Origin of the sequence: Lacrimispora sp. (assembly GCF_031982545.1) — a bacterium.
In the GTDB taxonomy this organism is placed as follows: Bacteria; Bacillota; Clostridia; order Lachnospirales; family Lachnospiraceae; genus Lacrimispora.
On sequence record NZ_DALYXB010000007.1, the window covers coordinates 151,448 to 170,578 of the forward strand.

At 42.3% G+C, this 19,131-nt stretch carries 17 protein-coding genes; 2 read left to right on the forward strand and 15 right to left on the reverse strand.

Going from position 1 to position 19,131, the window contains the following annotated elements:
- Window positions 1–24 precede the first annotated feature (24 nt).
- From ABS301_RS13410 to ABS301_RS13430, 5 genes are all read right to left on the reverse strand, one after another.
- A complete protein-coding gene (locus tag ABS301_RS13410) occupies window positions 25–813 on the reverse strand; it encodes an ABC transporter ATP-binding protein (protein WP_349672685.1) in 789 nt (262 codons plus the stop codon).
- The gene (locus ABS301_RS13415; protein WP_349672686.1) at window positions 807–1,835 is read right to left on the reverse strand and encodes a FecCD family ABC transporter permease; all 1,029 of its coding nucleotides are present in this window, start codon (window positions 1,833–1,835) and stop codon (window positions 807–809) included. Before ABS301_RS13415 ends, ABS301_RS13410 begins: the two co-directional genes overlap by 7 nt.
- Window positions 1,798–2,754, reverse strand: coding sequence for an ABC transporter substrate-binding protein (locus tag ABS301_RS13420; RefSeq protein ID WP_349672687.1), 957 nt, complete (start codon window positions 2,752–2,754; stop codon window positions 1,798–1,800). Before ABS301_RS13420 ends, ABS301_RS13415 begins: the two co-directional genes overlap by 38 nt.
- The gene (gene nirJ2, locus ABS301_RS13425; protein ID WP_349672688.1) at window positions 2,751–3,761 is read right to left on the reverse strand and encodes a putative heme d1 biosynthesis radical SAM protein NirJ2; all 1,011 of its coding nucleotides are present in this window, start codon (window positions 3,759–3,761) and stop codon (window positions 2,751–2,753) included. The genes ABS301_RS13420 and nirJ2 overlap by 4 nt, the downstream gene beginning before the upstream one ends.
- A gap of 84 nt (window positions 3,762–3,845) precedes the next feature.
- Window positions 3,846–4,781 carry a helix-turn-helix transcriptional regulator gene (locus tag ABS301_RS13430; RefSeq protein ID WP_349672689.1) on the reverse strand — a complete coding sequence of 312 codons (936 nt, stop codon included), beginning with the start codon at window positions 4,779–4,781 and terminating at the stop codon, window positions 3,846–3,848.
- A gap of 94 nt (window positions 4,782–4,875) precedes the next feature.
- Between ABS301_RS13430 and ABS301_RS13435 the strand changes: the two genes are divergently transcribed.
- Window positions 4,876–5,331 (forward strand): pyridoxamine 5'-phosphate oxidase family protein, encoded by a 456-nt coding sequence (locus ABS301_RS13435; RefSeq protein ID WP_349672690.1) that lies wholly within the window; start codon window positions 4,876–4,878, stop codon window positions 5,329–5,331.
- Window positions 5,332–5,355: 24 nt separating this feature from the next.
- On the forward strand, window positions 5,356–5,949 hold the full coding sequence (locus ABS301_RS13440) for a type 1 glutamine amidotransferase family protein (protein WP_349672691.1): 594 nt from the start codon (window positions 5,356–5,358) through the stop codon (window positions 5,947–5,949).
- 61 nt (window positions 5,950–6,010) lie between these two features.
- Here ABS301_RS13440 and gtfA read toward each other — a convergent pair whose 3' ends face one another.
- From gtfA to ABS301_RS13490, 10 genes are all read right to left on the reverse strand, one after another.
- Entirely contained in the window at window positions 6,011–7,450 is a 1,440-nt protein-coding gene (gtfA, locus tag ABS301_RS13445) for a sucrose phosphorylase (RefSeq protein WP_349672692.1), read from the reverse strand.
- Between the two features lie 15 nt (window positions 7,451–7,465).
- Window positions 7,466–8,293, reverse strand: a complete 828-nt coding sequence (locus tag ABS301_RS13450; RefSeq protein WP_277407131.1) for a carbohydrate ABC transporter permease — start codon at window positions 8,291–8,293, stop codon at window positions 7,466–7,468.
- A complete protein-coding gene (locus ABS301_RS13455) occupies window positions 8,290–9,180 on the reverse strand; it encodes a carbohydrate ABC transporter permease (RefSeq protein ID WP_349672693.1) in 891 nt (296 codons plus the stop codon). Before ABS301_RS13455 ends, ABS301_RS13450 begins: the two co-directional genes overlap by 4 nt.
- A gap of 20 nt (window positions 9,181–9,200) precedes the next feature.
- Window positions 9,201–10,547 carry an ABC transporter substrate-binding protein gene (locus tag ABS301_RS13460; RefSeq protein WP_349672694.1) on the reverse strand — a complete coding sequence of 449 codons (1,347 nt, stop codon included), beginning with the start codon at window positions 10,545–10,547 and terminating at the stop codon, window positions 9,201–9,203.
- Window positions 10,548–10,688: 141 nt separating this feature from the next.
- Window positions 10,689–11,597, reverse strand: a complete 909-nt coding sequence (locus tag ABS301_RS13465; RefSeq protein WP_349672695.1) for a helix-turn-helix transcriptional regulator — start codon at window positions 11,595–11,597, stop codon at window positions 10,689–10,691.
- A 234-nt stretch (window positions 11,598–11,831) separates the two neighbouring features.
- Window positions 11,832–12,293 carry an IS200/IS605 family transposase gene (gene tnpA / locus ABS301_RS13470; RefSeq protein ID WP_124065458.1) on the reverse strand — a complete coding sequence of 154 codons (462 nt, stop codon included), beginning with the start codon at window positions 12,291–12,293 and terminating at the stop codon, window positions 11,832–11,834.
- A gap of 202 nt (window positions 12,294–12,495) precedes the next feature.
- Window positions 12,496–14,760: a glycoside hydrolase family 3 C-terminal domain-containing protein gene (locus tag ABS301_RS13475; protein ID WP_349672696.1), complete on the reverse strand. Its 2,265-nt coding sequence runs from the start codon at window positions 14,758–14,760 to the stop codon at window positions 12,496–12,498.
- Window positions 14,761–14,789: 29 nt separating this feature from the next.
- The gene (locus ABS301_RS13480) at window positions 14,790–17,276 is read right to left on the reverse strand and encodes a beta-mannosidase (protein WP_349672697.1); all 2,487 of its coding nucleotides are present in this window, start codon (window positions 17,274–17,276) and stop codon (window positions 14,790–14,792) included.
- A gap of 22 nt (window positions 17,277–17,298) precedes the next feature.
- The gene (locus ABS301_RS13485; RefSeq protein ID WP_349672698.1) at window positions 17,299–18,126 is read right to left on the reverse strand and encodes an ABC transporter ATP-binding protein; all 828 of its coding nucleotides are present in this window, start codon (window positions 18,124–18,126) and stop codon (window positions 17,299–17,301) included.
- Window positions 18,119–19,126, reverse strand: coding sequence for an ABC transporter ATP-binding protein (locus tag ABS301_RS13490; protein WP_349672699.1), 1,008 nt, complete (start codon window positions 19,124–19,126; stop codon window positions 18,119–18,121). The genes ABS301_RS13485 and ABS301_RS13490 overlap by 8 nt, the downstream gene beginning before the upstream one ends.
- Between the last annotated feature and the right edge of the window lie 5 nt (window positions 19,127–19,131).

Genomic DNA, 19,131 nt, shown 5'->3' on the forward strand with positions numbered 1-19,131 from the left:
AAGTATTTTATTTGCTTTAATCAACTATATAATAGTATCATTATTCACAGATTTGGCAAAGCAATAAAAAGAATTCCGGTTATCTCTAAAATTAAGAACTTCTATACCGAAAAGAGCTCTAATACTTTCTAAAATACCCTCATCATCTGTTGTATGTGTGTTAAAAATGCTGCCATGATCCATTAAGACAAGAGAATTAGAATACTGAAGAGCCAGATTTAGATCATGAAGTACCATCACTATGGTTTTTTTTCGATTTTTGTTCAGGTTTCGAATCAGTTCCATTATTTCATAGGTAACATGAATGTCCAGATAGGTAGTCGGTTCATCAAGAAGAATCAGGGGAGTATCCTGATTGTAAATCATTGAAAAAAACACTCTCTGTCGTTCTCCGCCCGAAAGCTCTGCCATATTTTTATGCCGAAGTTCTTTGCATCCAGTCAGTTCCATGGCACATTCGCTCATCTCTTCCTCTGTTTTTGTGTAAGCGGAAAAAGAAGACTGATAGGGATATCTTGCAGCCATCACCGCTCGTAAAGCAGTCATATCCGGAATCTGACTGTTCTGAAAAAGCATGGACACTTCTCTCGCCACCGCTCTCTTACTCATATGAGATATACTTTTTTCACCTAAAATAATTTCTCCAGACTGGGGTTTCAGCAGGCGGGAGGCCAGTTTTAAAACCGTACTCTTTCCGCAGCCATTTGGCCCGGCGATTGTAGTTATCTTCCCAGCCTCTATTTCTAAATCCAGATTTGTAATAACCGGTCTGTTTTTATGATAGGAATAAGATACCCCCTCCATTTTTAACATTCCATATCCCTCCTGTTTCTGTTTTTCAGAATCAGAGAAAGAAAGAATGGGCAGCCCACGATAGACAACAAGATCCCCACCGGAAGCTCATAAGGAATAAATAAAGTCCGTGCAAAAAGATCACATAATATAACAAACATTCCGCCAAGAAGTGCGCTGCCGGGTAATACGAAACGGTTATCTGTGCCGATTAAAAGCTTCACTCCATGAGGAATAATAAGACCTACAAATCCAATGAGACCTGCAAAGCTGACAGCCGCACCCGCCAAAGCCGCAGCGATCGCAATCGCCAGGCATCTGATCACAGGTACATTCATTCCTAAAGCACCGGCACGTTCTGTACCAAGCCCCAGATGATTTAGTCCTTTTGCACAGCAGAAAGAAAGCAAAATTCCTCCCAGTATGCCAAAAGTGGGATAAATCAACCGATCCATGGTTACCCCGGAAAGGCCTCCTGCCAGAAAATTACCTGCGCCAACATAAGCATCCGGAAATAAAATCAGTACCGCGTTCATTCCGGCTGTAAACAGGCTGTTGATCACAAACCCGGACAGAACAAGTAATAACTGAGACATCCGGCTGGTCATTGCAATGAGCAGAATCAGAACCGATGCAAGAAGCGCTCCTAAAAATGCAGCAAAAGGTATCACGTCACGGACACCTGGAAAAAAAATAGAACAGATCAGCACAAACAGCCCTGCCCCTGCATTGACACCGATGATATTGGGACTTGCCAGCGGATTATGAAACACCGTCTGAAGAATTGATCCGGAAACAGCAAGACCACTTCCTGCAAGCAACGCTCCCAAAACCCGCGGCAGCCGCACAGTCATAAAAATACGATAAACCGGGTCCTGCGTTCTGTGGGAGAATAAAACCTCAAATATCGCAAAGGGCGGAATAAAGCTGGCACCGGAAAATAATCCAAGCAAAGCAGAAACAATAAGAAAAGCAAAAGAAATCATCAGAAACAGCCGACCCTTTTTATCTGATGCCGCTGAGAATTTCAGAAAGGTAAACATAGCTCTCCCCCCATTTCTCATTGGGCTTATATAAAAACTTCTCTTTGGGAAGAAGGATATAATGCTGATTCTGAACCGCTTTCAAACCATTCCATGCCGGATTCTTCTCTATGCTTTCTTTTAAGTTTTTATTTGCCTGCGCATCATCAGTTCCCATGGGTACAACAAAAATAAAATCCGGGTCTTCTTTGATTATGGCTTCCATGGTAAATTCCTTTAGCAGGCTTTTGTTTTCATCTGCCAGATTGATGCAGCCTAAGTCTTTCAACATTTTTCCTGTCATGCAGTCAGAATTTTTTGCCAGAACACCGCCGGAATAGGTAATGAGAAAAAGAACTCTTGGAGAACTTTCCGGGATATTCTTTTTTATCACAGCTTCAATCTGCTGCTTTGTCTCCAAACCATTTTTCTTATATAAATCCTCTCTTCCAGTGATATCCGTGCAGATTCGAAGCATGGAAAGATAATCCTCAAAGTAGGTCACATGAAAATAGGCGGCTGTAATTCCCGCCTGTTGTAACGCTTCCTTTAGAGCTGTGTGCTCTTTCGTCTCAGACGACAATATAACGAGATCAGGATTCAGCCCAATGATCGTCTCCAGATTAGGGCTGTTGTACATCCCCACAGAAATCACATTCTCAGGAAGTACAAGACCTCTTTCATCAAATGCTTCTTCTGTCACTCCGCATAGCTCTCCCCCTGCTTTTTGCCAGGTATCCGCAAAACTTCCCATGAGCGCAACAACACGTTTGGGATTATTCACCCGGATCTCCTGTCCTAACGCATCCGTAAATTGATAATACCCGGTCTGATCATCTGTCTTATTCCTGTCAGCAGCCACAGTCCATCCTGCGCATCCTGATAAGAAGGAAGTAAGTATCATAATTAATACCGCTATTTTCAGTAAACGGAAATTCATTTTGCAGGAAGTCCCTCCTTCCACTTGGTTCCAAACCCACAGTAACTGTCTTCCGCCATATAGTCACCGTCATGGTAATATCCGGCTCTTGCCCGGCAGCCACCGCATTCGTCTTTATAAACGCATGTACTGCAGGTTCCCTTATACTCCCTGCTTCTTAACCTTTTAAACACACTGCTTGCAGACCAGATTTTATCAAATGAATCCTCTCGGACATCTCCCGCAATTTCTGTCATATACGCACAAGGTCTGACCAATCCCTCAGGAGTAATCACACAATAAGACAAGCCGGCAAGGCAGCCCTTTTTAAAACGGCTCTGAATCTCCAGTTCCTTTGCCACACGGACAAATTGGGGCGCACAGGTGGGTTTTATATCAATGGGTACTTTTTTCTGTTTCTCCATAATGGTTTTTAACAGTGCTTCATATTCCATGACCCGCAAGGATGTGTCTTCCAGAAATTTACCTCTCCCCACCGGAATGAGAAAAAATATGTAGTTTGCCACAGCTCCCACATTTACACTAAAATCAATGATATTGCTTACTTCGGCCTGATTCCAGTCCAGAACTGTGGTATGAATCTGAAACGGCAGTCCCACTTTTTTGCAGTTTTCAATTCCTTCCATAGTTAATCGGAATGCATCGGAGCAGCCTCTGAAATCATTATGCTTTTCTTCATTCAAACTATCCACGCTGATTCCCATGGCTGCAGCACCGCAGTCTTTTAACTTTCTGGCCGTTTCCTCCGTCAAAAGTGTCCCATTGGTTCCAAAGACCGGCCTTAGTCCGGCTTTTGCTGCGTGGGATACCAAATGATAAATATCCGGACGCATCAGTGGCTCTCCCCCACTGAAAATCATAATTTTAAATCCTGCCTTTGCAATTTCATTGATCATCTTTTCTGCTTCTGCTGTTGTCAGTTCTTTTGTTTTTCTGCTTCCGGCATCCTGGTAACAATGCCTGCATCTTAAATTACACTCATTGGTTGTCAGCCACGATACTATCATGGATGCACTCCTTTCGTTTTAAAGCTTTTGCAGTTTCAAAAAAGTACATCCTATCTATATGCAGAAAAGGTGCGGCATAGAAGCTTACGAAGATTGGTAAAATCCACAGATTTCAGAAGAAAGCTGTCTCATCTTTACCCGCATTTCCTCTGGTTCCAGACATACACATCTGGTTCCCATACTGAGCAGATAGCCACAGGCCAGATCATCCACTGGCATATGCAGTTGGGCTATATAATGATCCGGACCATCCGGAGTCAGACAGTCTTCCCCAAAACGCGTTATAACCAAATCCCTTACTCCTTCCTGAATCCTTAGTTTTACTCTTGTTAGTGAATTTTCTCTGGCCTGCATCTCATCCAACCGTTCCATGGGGAAATCGCGGATTTCAAATCGCTGATCTGATATTAACAGATCGCTCATCCTTAATAGTTTAAACGTACGAAAATCCCTGCGTGACAGACAATAACCCTGAAGATACCATGCCTCTCCCTTCCATAAAAGACGATAGGGTTCTACTTCTCTGCTGCTTTTTTTATCTCTGATATCCCGGTATTGGAATGTGAGAATTCTTTGCTGATTTAATGCTTCCTGTATCATTTCTACTGTAGAAAATAAATTTCCGGCATTGAACCAGGGTAATGCATCTATTTTCATCTGATTTGCACGATATTCCCACTCCTTATGATGTTCTATTGGAATCATTCCCTTTACTTTTGCCAGCGCTGCCATGGTCTGTTCCCCAGGCAGATTATTTTTAATACTGGATAATCCCATCAGAAGTGCGTTTATATCATTTGCAGAGAAGATTCGTTTTTCTACTTTAAATTCTTTCATGATTTCAACACCGCCTCCCGGTCCTGAGGTGGCAAAGACCGGAATTCCTGCCTGATTAATTACTTCTAAATCCCTGTATATGGTCCGCATGGAGACCTCAAACATTTCTGCCAGAGATTTCGCAGTTACTTTTTCCCGCTCTAAAAGAATCATAATAATTGCAATAAGCCTGTCTATTTTCATCTCATCACTTCCATTTTTTTAGATCAGCTTATATCATTGACATACAGATGTCAACAATGGAATGTTATACTTTAGAAAAAAGGAGAAATTAAACATGGATAAAATAATGGAAAAAGCACTGGAAGGTTTAGAAAAAGAAATTGGACAAAATAAAATGATGGTTCTTGCAACGAGAAATGATGAAGGTGTTTCTGCCCGAACCGTTAATATTTATATTTATGAGGGTTGTTTTTACTTTGTAACAGAAGCTGACTCCAACAAATATGAGCAGATAAGCAAAAACAATTCTGTTGCCTTAAGCATTGGTGCCATTCAGATCAGAGGTAATGGAACATTGCTTTCCCATCCGTTAAGTGATTCGAATGAAGTGGTAATAGGTTATGTCCAGTCCTTTTTGCCTCATCATTTTGACCGATATAAAGCTGATCCTGCTATGAGGCTGATTAAGATTACCCCTTCCTATTCCAGCTTTCTATCAATGGAGACAGGGAACGGTTATGTGATTGACTATAATAAACAGACGGCAATGTCCATTAAGCACGAGATGTAATTAATAAAAGAACAGGAGAATATTATGAAAAAAAATGTATTATTTGTAATTTTAGAAGGATTTGCAGATTGGGAAGCAGCCTATTTATCTTCCGCAATCCGGACATTTGATGCCAATCAATATGATGTCAAGACTGTGTCCTTAGAAAAGAAGGCAGTGGAATCCATTGGCGGATTCCGGGTTATTCCTGATTATGATATCCATGATATGCCAAAGGATTATGAGGCTCTTATCCTCATCGGCGGAACCTCATGGAGGGGGGAATCAGCACTGCAGATCAGACCCCTGGCTGAAAGATGTTTTCATGATGGAAGAATTTTAGCTGGCATCTGTGATGCATCCGCATTCCTGGGTACAATTGGGCTGTTAAATAACGTCCGTCATACCAGCAATGACTGCGATAATTTAAAGCAGTGGGCCAAAAATGCTTATACAGGAGAAAAAAACTATATTGTGGAGCCGGCGGTAAGAGATGAAAAAATCATTACTGCAAATGGAGTTTCGCCTTTGGAATTTGCAAGAGAGGTTCTTATGGCATTAAATATTGCGCCAGAAAACAAGATTCATAATTGGTATCAATTTTATAAATACGGCATTTATGAGGGAAATCAGAACTAAGTAAAGCCCAGGGTATTTCCCCGGACCTCACCTGTCTGGGGAAATATACCCCAAAATATAATTAGAGCTTAAGCCTCTGAGTGATTCCCTGTTCCATATAACAAATGGAAAAATCCAAAGCTGCAAAATTGCAGATCAACTCCGCCCACTTATCATTTGCGGTCCTTCTCATAATTAAGATCCCCTCTGAAGGAACAGTAACATCCAGATCTCCATCAAATGCATCAAACGTATTTCGAAATTGCATCAGGGATCTTAATTTTTTTACAACATCTTTCTGAGCGCAGGCTCTGATTTCTTCCACCGTATAATTATGGCGGTTAATGGATCTGTGATCTTCTGACTGTTCCAGAGCTGCATAATCATTTTCACCTGCCAGCATTCCGACGTAATACACCTGAGGGATTCCCGGCGCAAAGAACTGTACCGCACGGGCAAGTAAATATGCCTGTTCATTTTCATGAAGCGCTGAAAAGTAGGTTGTGTAAAGCTGATATGCCTTTTTAAACCGTTTCTTCTCCGGGTTCAGCGGCTTAAACTGATAGCTTAAGCGGTCTTCGATTCGTTCAATTAATTCGGTTGCTTCCTCTTCATTAACCCAGTCATAGGCATCATATACACCAATTCCGTCATGAGTATCCAAAACCGTGAATTGTGTACGGGGAGCCACTTCCAGCCAGCCTGCCAGCTTTTTTGTGTCCCCGGTGTAGATGGCATGAAGCATCAGGAACGGCAGTACAAAGTCATAGCTCCAGACCTGATGCTCCTCTAACTTCTTTGCCGTCTCCCATGTATCGTGAATTTCCGGCAGGAGCCATGCCCTGTCACCGGCCATCCCGGTTATCTCATCAATCACGTTCCAGATATCCGGTTCCACCATAAAACAGCTTGTATCCCTTTTTTTCACCACATAGCCAAGTGCATCAAGGCGGATAATGCTGATACCATTTAAGGCAAGATGATTGAAATTATCTCTCAAGTATTGCTTTGCTGTCTCTGTCCGAAGATCCAGATCAATCTGCTCATTGGTAAAGGTGCACCAAAGCTTTACAGTCTTTCCATCTGCCCGGACAAAACTCTGGTATGGCTCTCCATCCTTTCGCCGGTATAGTAGGTTGATATCCCGTTCGTCCGGTCTTCCCTCTCCCCAGAACTGCTCATAATCAAGGAACATATCAGCAAAAGGGGAAGTTTCACCTTTCTCAAGATAATCCAGAAATTCTTTACTCCTTTTGGAAACATGATTTACCATCACATCACACATGAGATAATATGTTTCCGACAGTTTTTTAATATCAGCCCAGTCTCCAAACGCAGGATCTACCGCTTCATACGTAATAGGGGAAAATCCCCGGTCTCCGCTGGAAGGAAAAAAGGGCAGAATATGTATCCCTCCAACGGCATCTTCAAAATACTCTTTCAGTACATTTCTTAATGTAACCAGATTTCCTCCAATGCTGTCCGGATAAGTTATCAGCATTATTTTGTTCGATATATTCAAGTCAGCTTACCTCCATTATTTAATAGCCCCATCCATGACCCCTGTCACAATCTGCTTCTGAAGGAAAAGATAAATCACAACAACAGGCAAAACACTTAAAATTAAAGCAGCCATTGCCAGACCCAGTTCCGCGGTATATTCACCAAAGAAATAGAATGTGGAAAGGGGAATTGTCCTGTTCTTATCTTTGATGAGAACTAAAGAAGGAAGAAGAAAATCATTCCAGATCCATAATATATTAACAATTAAGATTGTGGTTGTAATAGGCTTTAAATTGGGAAATACGATTTTCCAGAAGCAGTAAAAATGGGAACAGCCATCAATGAGGGCCGCTTCCTCCATCTCTCTTGATATCCCTTTCATAAAGCCATGATACATAAACGTAGTCATAGGCATACCAAAGCCCATGTAGAAAAATATCAGGGCTGTCCGGCTGTTCATAAGTCCCAGTTTTCCAAAAATGCTGACAAACGGAATCATTAATGACTGGAACGGTATAATCATGGCGCAAATTAATACTGTAAAAATAATTTTGTTGGCTTTAAAGTCCCAGCGAACCAGCATATAAGAAAGCATTGCACCAAAAACAATCAGCAGAATCTGAGAAAATGCCGTGATATAAGCGGTATTCATCAGCACTGTTCCGAATTTCATGGTCACCCAGGCTTTTGTGAAATTGGCCAGTGACAGGGCATGGGGAAGTGCCATGGGGTTCTTAATAATTTCAATTCTTGGTTTTAACGCATTAATCAGGACAAGAAAGAAAGGTAAAAGCATAAAAACCAAAAACAGAATAGCAAACAACTGTTTTATCAGGGAGTTGATTCTTCTTTGTGTCATCATATGGCATCAACCTCCTTCTTCTTTAAAGCTGCTACCTGGGCAACTGCAATCACAGCGACCAGTAAAAACAGCAAAAATGCCTTTGCCTGACCAGGACCCATGTTCTGGTTTAAGAATGCTTCATTGTAGACATGCATGGAAATCAGCTCTGTGGTATTGTAAGGTCCGCCCTTAGTCAGGGATAAGTTCACATCATAAACCATAAATGCCTTTCTCAGAGTGAGAAACAGCGTGATGGTAAAAGCCGGCACCATCATGGGTATTTTTATTTTCTGAAGCATCTGTAGGGGGCTCGCCCCATCCATCCGTGCCGCTTCAATCAGACTTTTATCAATTCCAACAAAGCCCGCAATATAAATTAACATCATATAACCAGCATTCTGCCAGACACCCACGATGATCAGTGCCCATAAAGCTGCATGAGGATCTGTCAGCCAGCTGAATTCAAAAAATGGGATTCCGGTCTTTGTACCGAAATAAACAAATACTCTGGAGAAGATGAACTGCCAGATATATCCTAAAATTACTCCGCCGATCAGATTAGGCGTAAAATACCCCGCTCTGTAAAAATTCTGTCCCCTCATACCGCTGGTTACCAGCAAACCGAATAAAAAAGCAGATGTATTTGTTAAGATCATAACAAAGAAAACATAATAAAACGTTTTACCCAGGGAACCCCAGAATGCGGGGTCCCTGACTGCTGAAATATAATTTCCGATTCCTATAAACTCAATTTTGCCGTCTATGGAACCATTCCAATTCGTAAGCGATAAAAACAGACCGGAAAAGAAAGGGATGAGTACTACGATACCAAAAACCAACAGAGGGATTAACCCAAATGTAGCAAAAACCTGAAAACTTTTCAAATTTGATTTTTCTTTATACATAATATCTCCCATTTCATCTTTTATTTCTTGGAGAATTCCACCCATTTATCCTTAAACTGATTGGCAACATCGGCTCTGGTTATTTTTCCATCCAGATATTGCTGCATGGTTGCACCAAACTGATTCATAACACCAGCTGGGAAATAATCGCTCATTCTCTCCAGCGTGTTTCCCTGTTCCATATAAGAAACAATCTGCTTTGCTACCGGATTGGCGGGCTGTATCTCAAAACCTTCAAAAATCGGTACAAACATAAGAGTATTGACATAGGAATCCTGACCATCTTTGGAAGTAACCAGCCAGTTAAAGAAATCGATGGCTGCTGCCTGCTGTTCCGGTTTGGACTGCTTTGCATCAATGGCAAACATGGAATAAGATAATACGATTTCCTTATTTCCAACAGCTGCTTCGTCATCTCCCATTGGATAAGGCATCAGGCCAACCTGGGCATCCGGGTTAATATCTACAATGTTTGGATAAATATAATTACCAATGGGCCAGAAAGCAACCTCATCACTTGCCATTGTTAACTGATCGTCCTCATAAGCATTGGCAAGAGGTGACTTGGCATATTTGTTGTATTTCATGAGAAGATCAAAGGTATCCATCCAGTTGTTAAACACCTGGCTGTCAGCAAAACTGTATTCTCCCTTGCGGCATGCCTCAATGACAGCCTGTCTCTCATCGAAATCCTTACTTACAGCGCCATATAAAACAGAAGTCAGATGGGAACCTAACAGCCAGTCCTTATTAGTGATCTGAACTGGTGCATACTCAGTCTTTGAAATCTCTTCTAAAAGCTGTGCGAAATCTTTTCTTGATTTAATGGAGGCTGGATCAAACTCTTTTCCAGTGGCTGCCTCAATTACTTTTTTGTTATACATAATGCCGATGCCTTCAGCGGTTGTAGGAACAGCAAGAACTTTTCCGTCCGATTTCGTCTTATCCTGTGCCCAGCTATAAACTTTTTTTGCAAAATCGGTATCCGTAATATCTAAGAAATTATCTTTAAAGGATGTAAATTCCGGTCCGCCTACCATTGTGATCGTAGGCGCATTCCCAGATGCATATAAGGATGTGAGTTTTTCGTATATCGTCTGTCCTGACAATGGAATTGCAGTAATCGTTACATTGGGGTGAGATTCTGTATAACGTTTGAATGTCTCTTCAAACTGGGGAACAATTTCCGGTTTTGTTACAAGGAAACTAATCTCCACTTTTTCCCCGCTTCCTTTGCTCTCACTGGTTTGTTCTGCTGCTTTTGTGTCTTCCTGTTTTGCAGGAGCTGTTTCTTTCACAGAACCGGAGCAGGCAGTCAAGGATGCTGCCATAACACCAGCCAATAAAAAACTAATAGCCTTTTTCATAAATAATCCTCCTTCTCATTGTACATATTGCCATTTTTCTCTGAGATCCATTACAATCTCTTGTATAAATTATAACATTATGAATCCAGAATAAATAACGAAAACTGGCGTGAACATTGCAAATGTTGACAATTTCCGGCTTTAATGTTTTTTATTAATCTGATCGCGGTCCACCGCCAGCTGTATGGTACTGTTATGACTTTGAATCATATAGTTCTTATAGTCTCTGGGGGACATTTGGTATGCAGATTTAAATGCCCGGAAAAAGTTGGAATAATCATCAAACCCGCTTAGTTTATAGATATCCTGTATTCTTGCACCCTCCATCAGATAATTTCTTGCAATAATCAGCCGCCGCTTTTTGCAGTAATCCATGATGGTCATTCGTGTATGCTTTTTAAATTTTCTCATAAGATGATATTTATTCATAAAGAAATGCTGTGCTATCATATCCAGGGTGATCGGTTCCATATAATGCTGGTCAATATAATCCATAATGGATTGAATCATCTCATCGTTTTCAAACGTGGTCTCTTCCACTGACTGAGAATTCTGACTGTATCGGCAAAAAAGCAAAAGGAGCTGACTTAAATAACTCTCCTGAAGATAGGAACTTGCAAAATCCTCCACCTCACTCTCCCGGCACATTTTTCTGAAAATGGATTCGATTTCTTCACTCTGCTGTCCGGGGAGACGGAATATCTCTGTTCTGCTCTCCTTTCCTATCATTGTATTATATTCAATTTTTCCACCCAGCAATGTTTCCAGGTAATTATATTCCAGCCATAAAACAAACCGCCGATACGGTTTCGTCATATCCTTTATGACTGCCCGATGTAAACGCTGATTGTTAATCAATACAATATCTCCGTGTTTCAGGGTATAGATCCTGCTGTCAATGATATAATCGCAGTCTCCTTCCGCATGGTAATATATTTCAAGAAAATCATGGTAATGGAGAGGATGATCCACAGAAGGAATATTGTCCTTATAAAAAACTTCGTAATTGGGTGAATCCATATTATCTTTGATATACAACGTGTTTTCCATATAGCCTCCGTTTAAGCTGACAATCTTATATCATTATCAGCATACCAAATCAAATCATACAATTCAATGCCAACTGAAATATTCCATATGCACAATCATGACCACCCGTCAAACGGGTGGTTTGTCCTGAGGCTATAAGCCTCTGTTACCGGCCAGCGCCTAAAGACGCTGGCTTTCACTTTGTTCAAGCCTTAACGCCCTTGACTCGTCGCAGCCCTTAAAAGGGCTTTTGTACTACCGGCTACCCTTAAAAGGGTCCTCATACTCTTTGACGCTTAATTTATCCATTGCAATATCGTGACTTTCTTGTTCCTGGATATACTTTCTTATAGTTGCCTCGTTAAGACCGACTGTGCTCACATAATATCCCTCTGCCCAAAAATGTCGGTTTCCAAACTTATACTTCAAGTTTGCGTGCTGATCAAAGATCATAAGCGCACTTTTTCCTTTGAGATATCCCATAAATTGTGATACACTTAGTTTAGGTGGAATGCTTACAAGCATATGAATATGGTCGGGCATTATATGACCTTCCAATATTTCTACACCTTTGTATCCACATAGTTGTTTTAGAATATCTCTAATACTTTCCTTGTACTGGTTGTAAATTATTTTTCTCCTGTACTTTGGTGTGAACACTATGTGATACTTGCACATCCATTTGGTATGTGCCAAACTGTTTGCCTTATTGGCCATTAAAATCACCTTTCCTTTCGTTATAAATTGGCTTGAACAACCTTATTATAACGGAAAGGTGATTTTTTTGTGTAACAAACACCGCGCACCCGCATAGCGGGTGGTTTATATTTCGCACGCTTCGCGCGCTCAACAGGGTCACGACCCATAAAAAAAAGCGCTAAATGTCCATTCAGAACAATCAGCGCTCTTTTCTTATTAATTATTTCTTATTAATCCGGTCTACCAATTCCTGCAGTTCTTTTACAGAACTGACATCCGGCGCAAAGCTTAATATCTGGCGAAGAGGCATATATCGGAACATGGCGTCGTCCATCTGCTGTGTAATTGCTGATTTTGCAGCATCTCCGTCAGAATTTCCCAATGCACTTCCTTTTTTATAACGATCAATCAGAGGTTTAATGATTTCTGCAGCATCCGGATCTGACAAAATATCACCTATGGTGCTGTTTAAATGGTAAACCACCGGTTCTTTTACTGTTGATTCAACGTTCACACTTATCATCTCACGAAGATCTCTGGAAGAGGATGCTGCATGTATGAGATAAGCCCCGGTTTGTACAAACCAGTCTTTTAATTCCACATGGTAGTAGGAAAATGCCCGTTTACCAAGGGTAAACGCTACTGTTTTTGTTTCTCCAGGCTCTAATTCCACCTTTGCAAATTCACGCAGTTCTCTCACCGGGCGAATCACCTGCCCATCCGGTGCTTCTACATAAATTTGCACAACCTCTTTGCCCTTTGTCTTACCTGTGTTTGTAAGATCAAGAGAAACGGTCACCGTTTCATCATCTTTCATTGCGGATTTATCAGCCTTTATATTGCTGTATTCAAAGGTAGTATAGCTTAGTCCATGACCAAATGGAAACAGCACTTCCATTTTCTTTTTATCATAATACCGGTATCCTACAAATACTCCTTCCCGGTATTCTGCCCGATCCTTTTCTCCGCCATAATAAAGATAGGACGGATTATCTTCCAGCTTGATCGGAAATGTCTCCGCCAGTTTTCCGCTTGGATTTACTTCACCGTATAAAATGTCCACAACTGCACCGCCAACTGCCTGACCGCCTAAATATGCCTCCAGCACTCCTTTTACCTTATGAATCCAAGGCATCTCTACTGGTGAACCATTGTGAAGCACCACTACTGTATTGGGCTGAACAGTAGCCACTGCTTCTATTAAGGCATTCTGACATTCCGGCATAGCCATATGAGTTCTGTCATATCCCTCTGATTCAAAGGAATCGGGAAGACCGGCAAAAATTACAGCTGTTTTTACTTTCTTTGCCACTTCAACAGCTTCTTCTAACAAGGTATTGTTCATCTGATCTGCATCGATCTCATATCCCTGGGCATAGATTACCCCCTTGTCTTTAGCCGCCTCCACAGCGGACTCTACCCTTGTAGAATTAATGTGAGAGCTGCCGCCTCCCTGGTATCTGGGATGGGCTGCAAAATAACCGATAAATGCCACCTCATCGGAATCAGAAAGAGGAAGTATTCCCTGATTTTTCAGAAGTACTGCACACTCTCCCTCCATCTTTCTCGCCAGTTCGTGATGGGCTTCTTTATCCCATACGGTTTCCGGCTTCCGGTTCTTTATGTATCTGTCAACAATGGTCAGAATTCTGGTGACGGCCTGGTCAAGAACTTCTTCTTTCAGCCGTCCCTCTCTCACTGCTTCCACCAGACGTGCATCATTGACTCCCCCTGAGGAAGGCATCTCCAAATCAAGCCCTGCAATTATTCCGGCAACACGGTCATTCACCGCTCCCCAGTCACTCATAACATAGCCGTCAAAGCCCCATTCATCTCTTAGTATATCTGTTAAATAACGCCTGTTTTCCGAACCATAAGTTCCGTTTATTTTATTGTAAGAACACATCACAGTCCAGGGCTTTCCAGTTTTTACTGCCCCCTCAAAAGCAGCCAGATAAATTTCCCGCAGTGTTCTTTCATCTATTACAGAATCAGATGTCATACGCCTGTGTTCCTGATTATTGGCAAGGAAATGCTTTAAACTGGTACCTACTTCCTTACTCTGTACGCCCTTAATATGGCTTCCTGCCATCTCAGCCGCAAGATAGGGATCTTCCGAAAAATACTCAAAGTTTCTGCCGCATAAAGGCGAACGCTTAATATTAACAGCAGGTCCCAGTATGACACTGACATTCTCCGCCTGACACTCATCTCCCAAAGCCTCACCAAGACTTATAAGCAGTTCCCGGTCAAAAGAGGAAGCGGTTGCGCATGCGGTAGGAAAACAGATTGCTTTTATACTGTCATTGACACCTAAATGATCGCTTTTTTCATCCTGCTTTCTTAACCCGTGAGGGCCGTCACTCACCATAGAGGCCGGAACATTCAGCCGATCCACTGTCTTTGTATGCCAGAAATCCGCACCTGAACACAGTCCCGCTTTTTCCTCCAATGTCATTTCCCCAACCAATTTCTTTATATCCATTTTTATCTATCCCTTCTTTTCATTCATTGTTATCGGATGTTATAAACACTTCTCACAGTTATCTCCTCTGGCAGACCTTTTAGAACCCTGACTCTTCTTTCTCCCGGATTCATATCAAAGAAATTATCGCTTAACAGAAGATTATCCTCTTTATTACGAATTTCTACAGAGCGGGCATAAGCCTTTGCCTCCACAATCAGATATTCTCCGTCTGACCGTACAGTCAGCTGGGGATCAATAAAATGATAGTGTTTGGGCGGACAGAATAAAACCGTTCCCTGGGACAGGGGTTCTCCCCTCTGCTGCAGTTTATAGCTGACATAATCCTCATAAAGACTGGCATCCTGCAGTGAAATCTTTTCAAACCACAGAGAAGAAAGCTTTGAAACCACACATTCTTCCTGCCCGCCTTTTACTATCTCTCCGGTATTTTTTCTCAGTTCCCAGACAGCGGTCACCTTTTCATCCTCCCGGGTTTCATTGGCCACACACAGTCGTATGGATTTAATTACCTCATAAGGCTGGGCGTTGGGATTGGTATCCTGGGTTAGTATTCCCTCTTCCTCACAGGAAATCATAAGGGGTGCAAAAAACCGCTTCTCATAGTAATGAAGTGCTTTCCATCTTCCGTAATAATCAATGGACGACCACGAAGCTACAGGCCAGCAGTCATTGAGCTGCCAGACTATCGCTCCCATACAGCGCCCCCGGTTTCTTCTAAAGTGCTCCACTCCATAGCGCATGGCCTCTGCCTGCAAAAGCTGGGAAGCATAAAGAAGGGTATCAAAATCACTGGGATATAAAAAGGTCTGCTCCATATAGTTCATTATCTTTCCGTTTGCTGTGGAATTGCGCTGATGCTTTTCCATAACATAGGAAAAGATATTTCTGTCCTCTTTTTCTGTAAAAGTCTCCACTGTCTTTATGGATGGGAATGACTGAAAACCAAATTCTGAAACGTACCGGAAATAAAATTTGCGGTACTCTGTAATAGGCTTGTTTCCATGCCACACATCCCAGTAATGGACATCTCCCCGATTTTCATCGTTGGGGTTGTCAAAACTTCCTCCGGATGAGGGGCTGGCAGGCCAGTAAAAGGTATGTGGATCTTCTTCCCTTAAAATTTTCGGTATTATATATTCATAGAGCTTAATATAATCGGCTTTCTGTCTGGGAGTACATCCCCAGATTTCCGTATCCGTAAACATCTCCATCTCATTGTTGCCGCACCAGAGTCCCAGACTTGGGTGACTGCGGATTCTCCGGATATTATCAATTAATTCCCTTCGGACGTTCTCTTCAAATTCTTCTGTCAGATCATAAAGTGCGCAGGCAAACATGAAATCCTGCCACACCACCAGTCCCAGCTCATCGCAGATATCCCAAAACCCATCAAAGGGATAATGACCGCCTCCCCAGACCCGGATTACATTAAAATTTGCTTCCTTGCACTGTGTCAGCAGCTGCCTTGTTCTCATCTCACTGCATCTGCCTAAAATACAGTCCTCAGGAATGTAATCAGCTCCCATTGCAAAAAAGCTGACTCCGTTAACCTCATGAGCAAAGGATTCACCAAACTCATCCTTTGTTCTTTTCATTGTAAGCGTACGAAGACCGATCCTCTTTTCCCAGGTATCGACTTCTTCCTCATTTTTCAAAAGCCGGACCAGTACAGAATAAAGATTCTGCTCTCCATACCCATTGGGCCACCAGAGTCTGGGGTTTTCAATGAGAATCGTTTCTGGCTTTCCACCAAAGGCATGAACCTTCTTTTGGCTTTTATCTGCAAGGTCTGTGACCGTAATGTCCAAAGAATAACCATCTTTCAAAAGCTCTTCGTTATCGTTCTCCCAATCAAGCAGACGGTTATCGCCAGTTCGGCCGACTAAAACCTTAAAATTTAAATAAACCCCTTCCGGTTCATGGCGCTGACTGACCGAAACACTGTTAAAACTGGCGCCTGTTACACCAGTAAGGAAAATATCCCGCCAGATACCGGCATCCGGAAGTCTGGGACCCCAGTCCCAGCCAAACATGCAATGTGCTTTTCTCAGCTTTGAAAAGCCCCGCATGGCATCCTCGGAACCACCGATTTTATCCTTTTCATATTCTTTTTCAATAAACCTGGTGGGAGAATGAAATACCAACCGAAGCTTATTTTCTGTCTGCTTTATTACATCTGTTACTTCAAATTCCCATTGGCGGTGCATGTTATTTACACTGCCAATGGAGATGTTATTTAAATAGATATCTGCCAGAGTATCAAGTCCCATAAAGTGAAGGAATACTTTTTCTTGCTTTAATATCTCGTCATCTCCGTCAAAAACGCCTACATATTCGAAGTCCTCATTCATCAGCTCCAGCGCTTTTAACTCATTGTCCCGCCAGTAAGGATCTTCTATCACTCCATTGTCCAGAAGATCACCATACACGCTGCCAGGCACCGTTGCCGGATACCAGGTTTCTTCTGAAGCAACTCGCATTACAAATGCTTTGTCTATTACCCTTTTTTTCATACATTCTCCTTCCAATCCGCAGTCAGACAGTCGATAAGTCCCACTCTTCATGAATTTTGGGTACATCATTAATGAGGCGTTTTGTATATGCCGCCCTGGGATTGAGAATCACAGCCTCTGCAGTTCCTGATTCCACAAATTTTCCATGTTCCATTATGTAGATGGAATCAGAAATGTAAAAAGCAAGCCCGATATCATGAGTGATGAAAATAATGGTCATGTTGGTCTCATCTCTCAGCTTTAACAGCATATCCAGTATGGTGGCTCTGGAACAGGCATCAATCATGGAGGTGGGCTCATCTGCCAGCAGAATCGCCGGCTTTAAAAGAAAGATTCTTGCAATCATCAGCCGCTGCATCTGACCTCCGGAAAGTTCAAAGGGATATTTGTTGGTCATTTCTTCAAATTTCAAATTGACAAAACGGCAGGCTTCCGTCATCATCTCCACCTTTTTCTCATAAGGGAGTCTGGCGCCGCCTCTCATTTTAATGCAGTCCAAAAGCACCTGATCAATTTTATAAAATACATTAAAGGAGGAAAACGGATCCTGAAAAATCGCCTGAATTCCCCTCCAATACTCTTTCTTCTTACGATAGCCTTTTATGTCACGGGGCTTTCCCTGAAAGCAAATCTCCCCTTCTGTGACACTGATTAATCCCAACAGCATCTTAGAAAGAGTTGTCTTTCCCGAACCGCTCTCACCCACAATCGATACAATCTCACCTTCCATAAACTGGAAATCAACATGATCCACTGCCACTGTTTTTTCTTTCCCCATTCCAAAGATCTTCGTCACGCCAGTTCCGCTTAAACAGGAGCTGTTCTGTACTGGCCTTTTTTCTTCACTCATCCTGGTATACCTCCCTTAATTCCTTTTCTTCCAGATAGCAGCGGTACATCCGGCCGTCTTCCAGGCGGCTTTCCGCAATTGGGTGAAGCATACAGGCAGGCCTGGCATAGCGGCAGCGATCAGCAAACCGGCAGCCTTTGGGTGGGTTTTTTAAATTAGGCGGAGTGCCTGGTATGGCAGTCAGTTTGGCATCTCTTGCCCCCTTCTCCGGAACCAGAATGGAACCCATCAGGCCTTTGGAATAAGGGTGCAGAGGATCGAAAACCATCTCCTTCGCAGTTGCATGCTCCACGATCTGTCCCGCATACATTACCATAATCTCATCTGTAACATTATAAAGGAGAGGAAGCTCATGGGTAATGAATATCATGGATTTAATAAAGCCTTTTTCCATTAAGTTCCGAAGCATTTTGATTACCATCTTCTGGGAAGTCACGTCAAGAGCAGAGGAAGGTTCATCTGCAATCAGTACTTTGGGTGATAAAATAGTAGATATAGCGATGACCGTCCTTTGCCTCATGCCTCCGGACAGCTCCACTGCATGTTTCTTTAAGACGCTTTCCGGAAGCCCCAGAATTTCAAACCGCTCCCTTGCAAGATCATAAATCTCCTTTTTTGAAGCACCAGGGTCATGGGCCCGTATGACATCTTCGATAAAAGAAATAATCTTCTGTGTGGGGTTTAAGGCATTCATGGCAGCCTGGGGGATATAAGCGATTTCATTGCCAAGAATCTTCTTACGGATCTCATCCGGCTTCATTCCGGTTATATCCACTCCATCCACTTTTATGGTTCCGCTCTGATAATGAAGGGGCGCAAAATAATACCCCATCAGACTCAGTGCCAGTGTGGATTTTCCGCAGCCTGATTCCCCTGCGATTCCAAGAGATTTCCCTTCTTCTATTTTAAGCGATATTCCGTCAACTGCAAAGACATTTTCTCCAAATCTGGTAATATATTTCGTTTTTAAATGATCCACTTCCAGCATTGTCTTTTCCACTTTTT